This is a genomic window from Chromobacterium sp. LK1, assembly GCF_001043555.1.
Taxonomy (GTDB): domain Bacteria; phylum Pseudomonadota; class Gammaproteobacteria; order Burkholderiales; family Chromobacteriaceae; genus Chromobacterium; species Chromobacterium aquaticum.
Map to the genome: position 1 here is coordinate 1 of NZ_LDUI01000037.1, position 12,436 is coordinate 12,436.

11 protein-coding genes are annotated in these 12,436 nt (G+C 64.6%); 8 read left to right on the forward strand and 3 right to left on the reverse strand.

Annotation, left to right across the window (positions count from 1 at the left end; genetic code table 11):
- The 5 genes from VI26_RS16560 to VI26_RS16580 form a co-directional block, all read left to right on the forward strand.
- On the forward strand, nucleotides 1-574 hold a 574-nt coding region (locus VI26_RS16560), incomplete at its 5' end, for a MotA/TolQ/ExbB proton channel family protein (protein WP_048410865.1).
- A 10-nt stretch (nucleotides 575-584) separates the two neighbouring features.
- Nucleotides 585-1,028 carry a biopolymer transporter ExbD gene (locus VI26_RS16565; RefSeq protein WP_048410866.1) on the forward strand — a complete coding sequence of 148 codons (444 nt, stop codon included), beginning with the start codon at nucleotides 585-587 and terminating at the stop codon, nucleotides 1,026-1,028.
- Nucleotides 1,029-1,041: 13 nt separating this feature from the next.
- Entirely contained in the window at nucleotides 1,042-1,461 is a 420-nt protein-coding gene (locus tag VI26_RS16570) for a biopolymer transporter ExbD (protein WP_048410867.1), read from the forward strand.
- Nucleotides 1,462-1,619: 158 nt separating this feature from the next.
- The gene (locus VI26_RS16575; protein ID WP_048410868.1) at nucleotides 1,620-2,732 is read left to right on the forward strand and encodes an efflux RND transporter periplasmic adaptor subunit; all 1,113 of its coding nucleotides are present in this window, start codon (nucleotides 1,620-1,622) and stop codon (nucleotides 2,730-2,732) included.
- 15 nt (nucleotides 2,733-2,747) lie between these two features.
- The gene (locus tag VI26_RS16580; RefSeq protein WP_048410869.1) at nucleotides 2,748-5,861 is read left to right on the forward strand and encodes an efflux RND transporter permease subunit; all 3,114 of its coding nucleotides are present in this window, start codon (nucleotides 2,748-2,750) and stop codon (nucleotides 5,859-5,861) included.
- A gap of 206 nt (nucleotides 5,862-6,067) precedes the next feature.
- Here the strand turns inward: VI26_RS16580 and VI26_RS16585 are convergent, their stop codons facing one another.
- Complete coding sequence (locus VI26_RS16585) at nucleotides 6,068-6,433, reverse strand: hypothetical protein (protein WP_048410870.1); 366 nt, start codon at nucleotides 6,431-6,433, stop codon at nucleotides 6,068-6,070.
- Between the two features lie 355 nt (nucleotides 6,434-6,788).
- On the opposite strand from VI26_RS16585, the gene VI26_RS16590 reads away from it, so the two are divergent.
- The 3 genes from VI26_RS16590 to VI26_RS16600 are packed head-to-tail and all read left to right on the forward strand — an operon-like array spanning nucleotide 6,789 to nucleotide 10,593.
- Nucleotides 6,789-8,561 carry an ABC transporter substrate-binding protein gene (locus VI26_RS16590; RefSeq protein WP_053074469.1) on the forward strand — a complete coding sequence of 591 codons (1,773 nt, stop codon included), beginning with the start codon at nucleotides 6,789-6,791 and terminating at the stop codon, nucleotides 8,559-8,561.
- A 21-nt stretch (nucleotides 8,562-8,582) separates the two neighbouring features.
- Complete coding sequence (locus VI26_RS16595) at nucleotides 8,583-9,521, forward strand: ABC transporter permease (protein WP_048410871.1); 939 nt, start codon at nucleotides 8,583-8,585, stop codon at nucleotides 9,519-9,521.
- 13 nt (nucleotides 9,522-9,534) lie between these two features.
- The gene (locus VI26_RS16600; RefSeq protein WP_048410872.1) at nucleotides 9,535-10,593 is read left to right on the forward strand and encodes an ABC transporter permease; all 1,059 of its coding nucleotides are present in this window, start codon (nucleotides 9,535-9,537) and stop codon (nucleotides 10,591-10,593) included.
- Between the two features lie 434 nt (nucleotides 10,594-11,027).
- Here VI26_RS16600 and VI26_RS16605 read toward each other — a convergent pair whose 3' ends face one another.
- Complete coding sequence (locus tag VI26_RS16605; protein WP_048410873.1) at nucleotides 11,028-11,492, reverse strand: GNAT family N-acetyltransferase; 465 nt, start codon at nucleotides 11,490-11,492, stop codon at nucleotides 11,028-11,030.
- A 29-nt stretch (nucleotides 11,493-11,521) separates the two neighbouring features.
- Nucleotides 11,522-12,235, reverse strand: a complete 714-nt coding sequence (locus tag VI26_RS16610) for a GNAT family N-acetyltransferase (protein WP_048410874.1) — start codon at nucleotides 12,233-12,235, stop codon at nucleotides 11,522-11,524.
- Between the last annotated feature and the right edge of the window lie 201 nt (nucleotides 12,236-12,436).

Genomic DNA, 12,436 nt, shown 5'->3' on the forward strand with positions numbered 1-12,436 from the left:
GCTGATCATGTCGGCGGCCACTTGGTATGTCGGCATCGTCAAGCTGCTGGAACAGCGCCGCCTGCTGAAGCAAGGCCGCGAGCTGCTGGCGGTGCACGGCGCGGAGCTGCAACAGCGCGCCAGCGAACTGGCAGACGAAGGCATGTTCAGCGCGGTGGCGGTGGCCGGCATTGAGGCGGCTGGCGAACACAAGGGCGAACTGGCCGGCCGCGTCGATCTCAACACCTGGGTGTCGATGGCGATCTCCGACGCGGTGGACTCCGCCAGTCACCATATGCAAAACGGCCTGTCGGTGGTGGCGACGGTGGGTTCCACCGCGCCGTTCGTCGGCCTGTTCGGCACGGTATGGGGTATTTACCACGCGCTGACCGCGATCGGCATGTCCGGCCAGGCGTCCATCGACAAAGTGGCGGGCCCGGTGGGCGAAGCGCTGATCATGACCGCGATCGGCCTGGGCGTCGCGGTGCCGGCGGTGCTGGGCTACAACTGGCTGGTGCGCCGCAACAAGCTGGTGCTGGACATGGTGCGCGTGGTGGCGGGGCGTCTGCACGCCAGCCTGCTCGCCAGCCGCTGAGGAGCGGGCGATGAAGGGGCGCAACGCAAGATTCGGCCAGGGCCACGGCAAGGGCGACGAAGACGCGGTGATGTCGGCGATCAACACCACGCCGCTGGTGGACGTGATGCTGGTGCTGCTGATCATCTTCCTGATCACGGTGCCGGTGGTGACGCAGACGGTGAAGATGGCGCTGCCGAAGGAAAGCAATATCCCGACGCAGACCAAGCCGGAGAACATCGTGCTGGGTGTGGACACCGGCAACACCATTTACTGGAACACCACGCCGGTGAAGACGCAGGAAGAATTGCTGGCGCGGCTGGTGAAGGAAGCGAAGAAGGACCCGCAGCCGGAAGTGCACATCCGCGGGGACCTGGCGGCGAAGTACGGCCCGATCGGCCGCATCGTGCTGGCGGTGCAGCAGGCGGGGATCGTGAAGATCGCCTTCATTACCGAGCCGCCACCGCGGAACTAGAAGGGAGAGCAAGATGGGTATGAATGTAGGCTCGTCCGACGACGATCTGATGGTGGAAATGAACACCACGCCCTTGATCGACGTGATGTTGGTGCTGTTGATCATGCTGATCATCACGATTCCGATCCAGACGCACGCGGTGAAGCTGGACATGCCGGTGAGCAGCCCCGCCAAGCCCTTGGAAAAGCCGGTGGTGGTGCAGATCGACATTGCGGCGGACAACGGTATCTTGTGGAACGGCGAGCGGCTGGCGAACCGAGAGGGCTTGGAGAAGAAGCTGACGGAAGCGGCGGCGCGGGTGCCGCAGCCGGAGTTTCACATCAAGCCGAACAAGGACGCGGGGTATGAGCCGGTGGCGATGGTGCTGGCGGAGTCGCAGCGTTTGGGGGTGACCAAGCTGGGGATTGTAGGGTCGGAACAATTCGTGCAATGACATGCATATGAGGTTTATTGTTGTGGCATGATATCGGGCGGCCGCAGTCTGGCCGCCCTTATGCATGCCGGCCGTGCCTGACGCGGCCAGCCATCATGCGACCTCCGCGTCCCGAGCAGCCTGACGGGCCGCCCATTCAATGAAAAGAACAACACAAGATGAACACACGATTTGTCTCCGTCCTGACATTGTTGTTGGCGTTGACGGCTTGTAGCGGCAAGCCGTCCGAGGCGCCTCAAACCGCCGCCGGCAAAGGGGGCGCTTCGGCGCCGGCCGCGCGCGCGCTGTCCAGCGCCGACGTGGTGGTGGCCACGCCGCGGCCGCTGGCGGCCACGATTTCCTTCACCGGCTCGCTCAATGCGCTGACCAGCGGCAGCCTGGCCGCAGAGGTGGAGGCCAGGGTCAAGGAAGTGCGCGTGCGCGAAGGCGAGGCGGTCAAGCGCGGCCAGGTGCTGGCGGTGCTGGACGCCGAGGTGTTGTCGCAGTCGGTGACCGAGCAGAACGCCCAGGTGGCCAATACCGAGGCGCGGCTGCGCCTGGCCAAGGTCAAGCTGGAAAAGCAGCGCGAGCTGCTGCACAAGGGTTTCATCTCGCAGATCGCCTATGACGAATTCGACAGCGACTACCGGGTGAAGGAGGGCGAGGCCAAGGCTCAGGCCACGCAACTGGCGCGCGCGCGCCGGCTGTTGGCCGACACCCAGATCCGCGCGCCGATAGACGGCGTGGTTTACGAGCGCAAGATCAATCCGGGCGAAGTGGCCGGCAAGAGCGCGGTGCTGTTCGCCATCGCCGACCTCTCGGTGCTGGAGATCGCCGCCACCGTGCCGGCGCGGCTGATTTCCCAGATCCAGCCCGGCATGCGGGCCAGCTTCACCGTGGACGGCCAGAGCGAGCCGCAGCACGGCGAAGTGGTGCGCATCAACCCGGTGGCGGTGCCCGGTACCCGCAGCTTCACCTTGTACATCCGCGTGAAGAACCCGGAGCAACGCTTGAAAGTGGGCCAGTTCGCCAAGGGCGGCATCGTGCTCAAGCAGCTTGACGGGCAGGTCGTGCTGCCGCTGCCGGCCATCCACGATCCCGACGGCCAGGCCTGGGTGATGGTGGTCAAGAAGGGGCGGCTGGAGCGCCGTCCGGTGCGGCTGCTGCTGCGTTCCGAGGCGGACCGGCTGGCGGCGGTGGAGGGCGTGACGGCCGGCGAGCCGGTGATCGCCGTCGACCTGGTGGGCGTGAAGGCCGGCGATCCGGTCTCCTTGCCCAGCGGCAAATTCTAAGCGGAGACAACCAGTATGTGGCTGACCCGAGTCAGTGTCCGCAATCCTTATTTCGCCGCCGTGCTGATGTTGACGCTGGTGGTGCTGGGCCTGTTTTCCTGGCAGCGGCTGGCGGTGGAGGAAATGCCGGACATCCGCTTCCCCATCGCCCTGGTGTCCACCGATTATCCGGGCGCGTCGCCCGAGGTGGTGGAAAGCGAAATCTCCAAGCCGGTGGAAGAGGCGGTCAACACCATCAACGGCATCAAGGAAATCCGCTCCTATTCCATGGAAGGCAATTCCACCGTGGTGGTGGAGTTCGAGCTATCGGTGAACCCGGTGGTGGCGGTGCAGAACGTCCGCGACAAGATCGGCGCGATCCAGGGCCAGTTCCGCCGCGAGATTTCCGCGCCCACCGTGTCCCAGGTGGACCCGAATGACAACCCGATGCTGAGCCTGGTGCTGACCTCGGACCAGACCCGGCCGCGTGAATTGACCACCTGGGTGGACAAGGTGTTGAAGAAGCGGCTGCAGATGGTGGCCGGCGTCGGCGACGTCAAGCTGTTCGGCGGCGTGCGCCGCGAGATCCGCGTCGATGTCGATCCGGTGCGGCTGGAAGCCTCCGGCCTGTCCTTGCAGGATGTGGCCGACGCGCTGCGCGCCGCCAACCAGGACTTCCCCGCCGGCTCGGTGTCGGCGGTGAGCAAGGAATGGGCGATCCGCGTCGCCGGCAAGCTCAAGTCCGCCGAGGACTTCTCGCGGCTGGCGGTGGGCTACCGCAACGGCGCGCCGATCCGGCTGGACGACATCGCCACCGTGGCCGACACCGAGGCCGAGCAGTCCAGCATCTCGCTGATAGACGGCCAGCCCGGCGTGTCGCTGGACCTGCGCGCCGCGCGCGGCGCCAATGTGGTGGAAGTGGCCGAGGGCGTCAAGGCCAGGGTGGCGGAGCTCAAGAACCAGATGCCGGCCGGGGTCAAGGTGCATTACACCTATGACAGCGCCGAAGACGTGAAGAAGTCGCTAAACAACGTCGAATCCACGCTGCTGGAAGGCGCCGGCCTGACGGTGCTGATCGTGTTCCTGTTCCTGGGCAGCTGGCGCAGCACCGTGATCACCGGCCTGACGCTGCCGGTGTCGCTGATCGGCACCCTGTTCGCGATCCAGATGTTCGGCTTCACCTTGAACATGCTGACCCTGCTGGCCTTGTCGCTGTCCATCGGCCTGTTGATCGACGACGCCATCGTGGTGCGCGAAAACATCGTGCGCCACACCGGGCTGGGCAAGGGCCACTACCAGGCGGCGCTGGACGGCACCAATGAAATCGGCCTGGCGGTGCTGGCCACCACGCTGACCGTGGTGGCGGTGTTCCTGCCGGTGGGCTTCATGGGCGGCATCATCGGCAAGTTCTTCCACCAGTTCGGCCTGACCGTGGCGGTGGCGGTGCTGATATCGATGCTGGTCAGCTTCTCGCTGGACCCGATGCTGTCGTCGATCTGGCACGACCCGCACCATCACGGCGACAAGCACCGCGGCCCGCTGGGGCGGATGCTGGACGCCTTCGAAAGCTCGCTGGACCGGCTGGCGGAACGCTATGTCGGCGCCATCCGCTGGGCGTTGGGACATCGCAAGACCGTGGTCGGCACCGCCTTGCTGCTGACCATCGCCAGCTTCCTGCTGGTGCCGGGCATCGGCGGCGAATTCATCCCGGAGCGTGACAGCGGCAAATTCACCATCAGCTACCAGACCGCGCCCGGCTCGGCGCTGGAATACACCGCCACCAAGGGTCATGAGCTGGCGGCGGCGGTGAAGGGCATTCCCGAGATCAAGTCGATCTCGATGAATGTGGGCGAGGGCAATTTCGGCGCCGGCAAGAACGATGGTTCGGTGACAGTGGACATCGGCGCCAAGGACAGCCGCCAGCGCAGCCTGAGCCAGGTGATCGCCGACGCGCGCGCGCGGGTGCGGCCGGTGGCCGGCGTCACCATCAAATCGGTGGCCAACGAGCAGCAGCAAGGCAAGCCGATCAAGGTGGGCCTGCGCGGCAGCGATCTGCGCGAATTGTCCGCGGTATCGGAAGACCTGATGCGCCGGCTGGGCAAGATCCAGGGCGTGCGCGATATCGAATCAAACCTCAGCGAAGGCGATCCGGCCTTGAACCTGGTGCTCAAGCGCGACGCCGCCACCAGCCTGGGCGTGGATCTGGCCCGCGTCGGCAAGACCCTGTCCATCCTGCTGGCCGGCAACGCGCTCACCACCTGGGAAGCGCCGGACGGCGAGAACTACGACGTCAAGCTGCGGGTGCCCAAGTCCGAGCGCCGCCAGGAACTGCTGGACGCGCTGACCGTGGCCGGGCGGCCGGATGCGCACGGCGCGGCCAATATGATCCCGCTGTCCTCGCTGATAGAAACCCGGCAGGGCATCAGCCCGCGCCAGATCAAGCGCGTCAACATGATGCGCGAGATCACCATCCTGGCCAATATCGAGGGCCGCGACGCCGGCACCGTGTCCGCCGAGGTGCATAAGCTGGTGGAAGGGCTGAAACTGCCGCCGGGCGTGGTGCTGGCGCAGGGCGGCCAGCAGAAGGACATGCAGGAATCGCTGGGCTACGCGGTGCAAGCGCTGGCGCTGGGCGTGGTGTTCATCTACCTGATCCTGGCCGCGCAATTCCGCAGCTTCACCCTGCCGGTCACCATCATGATGGCGCTGCCGCTGGCCTTCGTCGGGGTGTTCTGCTCGCTCTACCTGTTCGGCTCCACGCTGAACATGTTCTCGGTGATCGGCATCATCATGCTGATGGGCCTGGCGGCCAAGAACGGCATTCTGCTGGTGGACTTCATCAATCAGGCGCGGCGCGAGGGCATGGAGCGCAGCGAGGCCATCGTCGAGGCCGGCCGGGTACGGCTGCGTCCCATCATGATGACCAGCCTGGCGATGATCTTCGGCATGCTGCCCTTGGCGCTGGGCACCGGCGATGGCTCGGAAAGCAACCGGCCGATGGCGCACGCCATCATCGGCGGCCTGCTGACCTCCACGGTGCTGACCCTGATCGTGGTGCCGGTGGTCTACACCTATCTGGACAGCTTGCGCGGCTGGGTGCGCCGCCTGCTGGGCGGCAAGCCGGCGCACCAAGCGGCGGCCGAGCACTGAAACGACAAGAGCCTGCGTTAGCGCAGGCTCTTTTTTGGGCGGAAGGGGAGGCTTGGAGCCTGTTTACGATCTCGCGAGCAAGAGCGGGGCAAGGCGAAAACGAGCGAAAAAGCGGAATGTACAGGTGGTACATGAGCATTTTGAGCTTGGTTTCAACGCCCATTTCTATCCATCCCGCCGACGCGCAGCAGATCGTAAACCGGTTCTTAATTCTTGGGCGGCGCCACGCAGTCATTGCCCTCGAAGCTCACCGACAGAATGGTGTGGGTCTTGGGATCGGCGACGAAATTGGTGGTGCAGCGGTAATACACCGAACCGCCGCCGCTGAAGCCCCAGGGGTAGTTGTAGTAACCGCCCTGATAGGGCATTTCCTGGCTGTAGGCACTGCGGTAGGTATAGAGTTGATTGCCGTTGGGCATGGTCAGCTGGCTGGTGGGCGCGCCCCATTGCGCCAGCATCTCGTTGACGTCGCGGCCTTGCCAGCCGTAGACCTTCTGCGCGTAACCCGCCTGGGTGGCGCAGCCGGTCAGCAGGCTGGCCGCCAGCAGGGACAGCGCTAGTGTCGTTTTCATGGTGCGCTCCTGAGCGATGTGGCGGGCGGCTGGAGAGGGCGGCCGCTCGCGGTGGTTCGAAGGGATACTTTTACGATGGCGTCGCCGGCGTCGCTTGTCAACAAGCAGAGCCGGCGCACCTTGTTCATGAGTGTTAAGAACCTGTTTACGATCTGCTGCGCGTCGGCGATACGGCGTTGAAACCGAACTCAAAATGCTCATGTACCACCTGTACATTCCGCTTTTTCGCTCGTTTTCGCCTTGTCTCGCCTTAGCTCGCGAGATCGTAAACACGTTCTAAGAGCCGCTAGAACAGCGACATAAAAACTAGGCCGGCGCCAGACGTCAGGCCGGAGCAAGAACAAAGGAGAAAGTCATGAGCCTGACGCGATGCGCGCTGCTGGCGCTGATGGCGTGGGGGGGAATGTCGGTGCAGGCCGCTGACATGAACAAGGTGCTGCACGTGGCCTTCAACGCGCCGGAGACCGGTTTCGACCCGTCCAAGACCTCGGACATCTACTCCGGCGCCATCATCGAACACATTTTCGATCCGCTGCTGACCTTCGACTACCTGGCGCGGCCGGTCAAGGTGGTGCCCAATGTCGCCACGGCCATGCCCACGGTCAGCGCCGACGCCAAAACCTATACCTTCACCCTGAAAAAAGGCGTGTACTTCGCGCCGGACCCGGCCTTCAAGGGCAAGAAGCGCGAGCTGACGGCGGAAGACTACGTCTACGCCTTCAAGCGCTTGATCGATCCGGCGGTGGCCTCGCCGATCAGCGATCTGGTGGCCGGAAAATTCGTCGGCCTGGACGCCTGGGCCAAGCCCGCCGGCGGCAAGATCAACTACGACGCGCCGGTGGCCGGCGTGCGCGCGCTGGATCGCTACACCCTGCAACTAAAGCTGATCCAGCCGTATCCGGCGCTGAAATACATTCTGGCCGCGCCCTTTGTGCAAGGTCAGGCGCGCGAGGCGGTGGAAGCCTACGGCAGCAACACCAATGCCCATCCGGTGGGCACCGGTCCCTATATGCTGGCCAAATGGCAGCCCGGCACCCATATCTCGCTGGTGGCCAACCCCAATTTCCGCAAGCAGACCTTCAACTACCAGCCGGGCAGCGACCCGGAAGACCAGCGCGTCGCCCGCGAGATGAACGGCAAAAGCTACCCGCAGATCGGCCGCATCGAAGTGTCGGTGATCCAGGAGGAGCAGCCCACCTGGCTGGCGTTCAAGAGCGCGGAGCTGGACCTGGTGGGCATCCCCCAGCCCTTGATCCGGCAACTGTTGCGCATGGACCCGAGCAACCCGTGGCGAGCCGAGCTGAAGCCGGATCTCCAGCGCCAGGGCATCCGCTTGCTGCGCAGCCTGGATGAGGAAATCACTTTCTACGCCTTCGGCATGAAAGACCCGGTGGTGGGCGGCTACGGCAAGGACAAGATCGCGCTGCGCCGCGCCATCACCATGGCCTTTAACACCGATGAAACCATACGCGACATCCGCCGCAACCAGGCGGTCAAGGTCCAGTACGTGGTGCCGCCCAATGTGGCCGGCCACAACCCGGATTTCCGCGGCGCCTTCCCCTACAACCCGGCGCTGGCCAACGCCTTGCTGGACCGCTTCGGCTACAAAAAGGGCGCGGACGGCTACCGCCGCCAGCCAAGCGGCGCGCCGATGGTGGTGGACTTTCTGACCGGTCCCACCGCCATTGACAAGCAATGGAACGAGTACTGGCAGAAAGCCTTCGATCTGATCAAGGTGCGCGTGGACTTCCGCGTGATGCAGTGGAACGAGCAGATCAAGGCGCAGCGCGAATGCAAGTTCGGCATGAACGGCGCGGCCTGGAGCGCGGACTTCCCGGACGGCGAAAACTTCGTCCAGCTGCTGTACGGCCCCAATACCGGCGGCGTCAACTACGCCTGCTACCAGTCCGCGCGCTACGACCGGCTGTATGAGCAGTCCCGCAATCTGGAGGATGGTCCGGAGCGCAACCGGCTGTACGACGCGATGAACAAGACCGTGATGGCGGACACGCCCTGGGCCTTCAGCGACATCCGTTTCCGCAACACGCTGATCCAGCCCTGGGTGCGCGGCGCCAAGCTGCATCCCAACTACAACTACATCTGGCGTTTCCTGGACGTGCAGAAGTAAGCGGCAGGCGAGGAGAACATCATGTCCGCTTTTATCATCCGACGCATCCTGCAGATGATTCCAACGCTGTTCGGCGTCATGCTGCTGGTTTTCACTCTGTTCACCCTGGTGGGCGGCGACCCGTCGCTGGTGCTGGCCGGCAAGCACCTGACGCCGGACGTGCTGGCCAATATCCGCGCCCAACTGGGCCTGGATCAGAGCCTGCCGCGGCAGTTCTGGATTTTCGTCAAGCAAGTGCTGACGCTGGACTTCGGCACCTCCTGGTCCACCCAGCAGCCGGTGGCCGACATCATCGGCAGCCGCGTCGGCCCGTCCTTGACGCTGACCGGCGCGATGCTGGTGGTGGACCTCGCCATCGCCATCCCGCTGGCGGCGCTGGTCGCCTATTTCCGCGGCGGTCTCACCGACCACATCGTCACCATCGCCTGCACCGTGGCCATGTCCATCAGCGCGCTGGTCTACATCATCGCCGGCCAGTATTTCCTGGCCTTCAAAATGGGCTGGTTCCCGGTGCGCGGCTGGGGGGATTCCTTCTGGGTCAATCTCTTCGTCTACGTGCCGCTGCCGCTGCTGATGGGCCTGATGGTGTCGCTGGGGCCGGACATCCGTTTCTACCGCAGTTTCTTCGTCGAGGAAATCGGCCAGGACTATGTGCGCACCGCGCGCGCCAAGGGCTTGTCCGAACGCGCGGTGATGCTCAAGCATGTGCTGCGCAACGCGCTGATCCCGGTGGTGACCAGCGTGATGATGTCGCTGCCTTATATGTTGATAGGCGCGCTGGTGCTGGAAAGCTTCTTCGGCATTCCCGGCATGGGCAACGAGGTGGTGATGGCGGTGAACAAGAGCGATTTCCCGGTGATCAAGGCCATCACCATCTATATCGCCATCGCCACCATGGTGTTCAATCTGCTGGGCGATCTGGTCTACAAGCTGATCGATCCGCGCGTGCAGCTCAAATGAGAGAGGGCTGGAGATGACGACATTGAACAATAGCGCCGGCGCCGCGGCGGCCGCTCCCTCGCGCGGCTTGTGGGCGCTGGGCTGGCAAAGACTGAAGCGCAAGAAAGTGGGTTTTGTGTCGCTGTGGATCGTGGCGGTCTATCTGCTGCTGGCCATCGGCGGCTGGTTCAATCTGGTGGGCGCAAGCTGGACCGATGAAATCGCCGTGCCCTACGCGCCGCCCAGCTGGGTTCAGGCCTCCGCCGACGACGTGTTGCCGCCGGAGCCGGCCAAACTCGCCCAGGCGGCTCCCATTGTCACCATTACGCCGGAGGAAGACCCGATAGGCGCGGAGCTGCAACAGGCGCGGCAACACGTGGGCGAATACGCGCAGGCCGCGCCGGCCAAGCGCGCCAGCTTGCCCTTTGGCGCGGATCTGCGCGGCCGTGATGTGATAGAGAAAACGCTGAAAGGCACGTCCACCTCCATCTTTGTCGGTGTGTTCGGCGCGGTGGCGGCGCTGTTGGTGGGCTGCGCGCTGGGCGCGGCGGCCGGTTATTTCGGCGGCCGGGTGGACGACGCGCTGGGCTGGTTCTACAGCGTGTTCACCTCGGTGCCGGACATGCTATTGCTGCTGTCCTTCGCCGCCGTCTCCGGCCGCGGCATCACCACCATCATCGCGGTGATGGCGCTGACCAGCTGGACCGGCTGCTTCCGCTTGGTGCGCGCCGAATACCTGAAACTCAAGGGCCGCGAATACGTGCAGGCAGCGGACGCCATCGGCGCCGGCAGCGCCCGCAAGATGTTCATCCACATCCTGCCCAATATCTCCCATCTGCTGCTGGTGCAGTTCTCCTTGCTCACCGTGGCGCTGATCAAGTACGAGGCCATTCTGTCCTTCCTCGGCTTCGGCGTGGGCGTGCGTCAGGTCAGCCTGGGCTCGATGCTGGCGGAAGCGCCCACCGAGCTGATCCAGGGCTATTGGTGGCAAATGCTGGCGGTCACCTTGTCCATGTCGCTGCTGGTCACCGCTTTCAGCCTGCTGGTGGACGCGCTGCGCGATGCGCTGGACCCGCGCGCGGCGGTGCAGTGAGAGGGACAGAGGCGGCTCAGAATCAGGGTCTGCGGCCGGGGCGCTCTTTTTAAAGTGCGGGCGTCGCTGTCCGGCCGCCCTGCTTACCTTGAAGCCTGACTAGCCATCCGCAACAGCCAGTTCACCACGCCGGTGGCCGCATCGGCGGCTTAAACCATGTGGAGGCATTGATTCGCACGGCTTTTGCCCTTTATCGGCGTGACGGATGTCCAGGAGGCTGCGATTGAACAGGCGGAAATCGCCGTTGATGAACTGGAGAATGGTATCGCGTTAATGGTTGCTGAGCCCTTGAACCTAGCTGAGTCCACGCCTCACCGCGCTGGATACTGAGATTGCGTGTGCTGGCCAGCATAAAAAACCGCCAGGAAGCCGGCGGTTTTTTATGCTGCGGTGCTTGCAGCCGGACCACGATCCCTCGAACCGTGAACCGCGGCTTAAGCGGCCGGCTCCAGCTTCAGCTCCAGAATATGGTCGCCATGCTGGTCCGACTCGCCGCCATGACCCCAGCCAAGATGGCGGTAGAAGCCGTAGGAGCGCGCCGCCGGATCGCTGGAGCAACTGAGGAACAGCCGCTGCCAGCCATGGCCGGCCAGCGTGTCCACCATATGCCGCAATAGGCGGCGTCCCCAGCCGCCGGCCTCGTATTCCGGCAGCAGCGCCAGCACCACGATCTCGCCGCTGTCGCGATCGCCAAAGCAATAGCCGGCCATGCGCTCGCCGTCCCAGGCCACCCAGCCCGGCAGTTCGCCGCTGAGGATGCCGTCGCGCCAGCTCGCCACGGTAATGCCCAGCTCGGCCAGCCTGGCCTCGGTGAACGCGTTCTCCCGGGTCAACGCGCGTATGCGCAGGCATTCGGCCGCGTCGTCGGGGAGGGCGGGTTTGAGCCTCAGGGTCTTCATCTTGTTGTCCTTATCAATGAGGTGTTGGCTCAGCCGTGGATGATGTCCCAGCTGCCATACAGCGCCAAGCCCGCGGCGCGGGCGACCGCGAGCGAGGCAAGGTTGTCCGGCTGGCTGCGGTACTGCGGTTCGAAGCCGCGCCGCAGCGCGGCGCGGCCCATCGCCCGCGCCAGTTTATGCGCATGGCCGCGGCGGCGGAACGCCGGCAGAGTCAATAAGCCCATGTCGGCGATGCCGCTGGATTCCCGCCATGGATACAGGCTGCCGGCCCCAGCTAGGCGGCCCTCGGCGAAAACGCCCATTACCAGCCAGTGATCCAGCTCGACATAGGCGGCGTCCAGGTCCTGTTCCGACGCGCCGCCCTGAAAGGCGGCGAACAGGGCCTGGTCGTCCGGCGTCAGCGGCCGGCAGCCGTCCGGCTGCGGGCTTTGCGATAAGGCGTCCAGCTGGACGGCGGGAAAATAGAAGATCTGGTCCGCGCCGTGCAGGGTGAGGCCGGCCGCGGCCAGCGCCTGGCGCAAGCTGTCCATGGTCCAGACCTGGCGCTGCGCCAGTTGCAGCCGCTGCGCCAGGTCCGCGCGCAACAGCGCCTGCCTCTGGCCGGCTTGCGGCTCCAGCAGCATGCCTTGCGTTTCATCATCCAACCGGGGGCAGCTGGCTATCCGGAGCGTAGCGTCCTCGTAAACCAGGGTTTCACCGGCGAAAGCCGCCTGCCAGTAATCGTGCACAGTCGCAGAAAACACATGGGCCCCTTTTGAGGTGATGGCGCCGCCGCCGTGACCGGGCGGGGCGATGGGATGAGCGGGTTCAGACCGTGAAAGTTGAGAATTTTGTCATACTCTCGCGCGCCACGCTGTGCTTATTGTGAGGGCATGCCCGCGCCTTGGCATTGCCAGGGGGCATCGGGGTCATGAGGGAGCAAAAACGCCGGCCATGAAAAACGC

What these genes read in the sequence shown, in the direction of transcription:
- VI26_RS16565 (WP_048410866.1), top strand. Translation starts at nt 585, where the DNA reads ATGAAGGGGCGCAACGCAAGATTCGGCCAGGGCCACGGCAAGGGCGAC.
- VI26_RS16570 (WP_048410867.1), top strand. Translation starts at nt 1,042, where the DNA reads ATGGGTATGAATGTAGGCTCGTCCGACGACGATCTGATGGTGGAAATG.
- VI26_RS16575 (WP_048410868.1), top strand. Translation starts at nt 1,620, where the DNA reads ATGAACACACGATTTGTCTCCGTCCTGACATTGTTGTTGGCGTTGACG.
- VI26_RS16580 (WP_048410869.1), top strand. Translation starts at nt 2,748, where the DNA reads ATGTGGCTGACCCGAGTCAGTGTCCGCAATCCTTATTTCGCCGCCGTG.
- VI26_RS16585 (WP_048410870.1), bottom strand. Translation starts at nt 6,433, where the DNA reads ATGAAAACGACACTAGCGCTGTCCCTGCTGGCGGCCAGCCTGCTGACC.
- VI26_RS16590 (WP_053074469.1), top strand. Translation starts at nt 6,789, where the DNA reads ATGAGCCTGACGCGATGCGCGCTGCTGGCGCTGATGGCGTGGGGGGGA.
- VI26_RS16595 (WP_048410871.1), top strand. Translation starts at nt 8,583, where the DNA reads ATGTCCGCTTTTATCATCCGACGCATCCTGCAGATGATTCCAACGCTG.
- VI26_RS16600 (WP_048410872.1), top strand. Translation starts at nt 9,535, where the DNA reads ATGACGACATTGAACAATAGCGCCGGCGCCGCGGCGGCCGCTCCCTCG.
- VI26_RS16605 (WP_048410873.1), bottom strand. Translation starts at nt 11,492, where the DNA reads ATGAAGACCCTGAGGCTCAAACCCGCCCTCCCCGACGACGCGGCCGAA.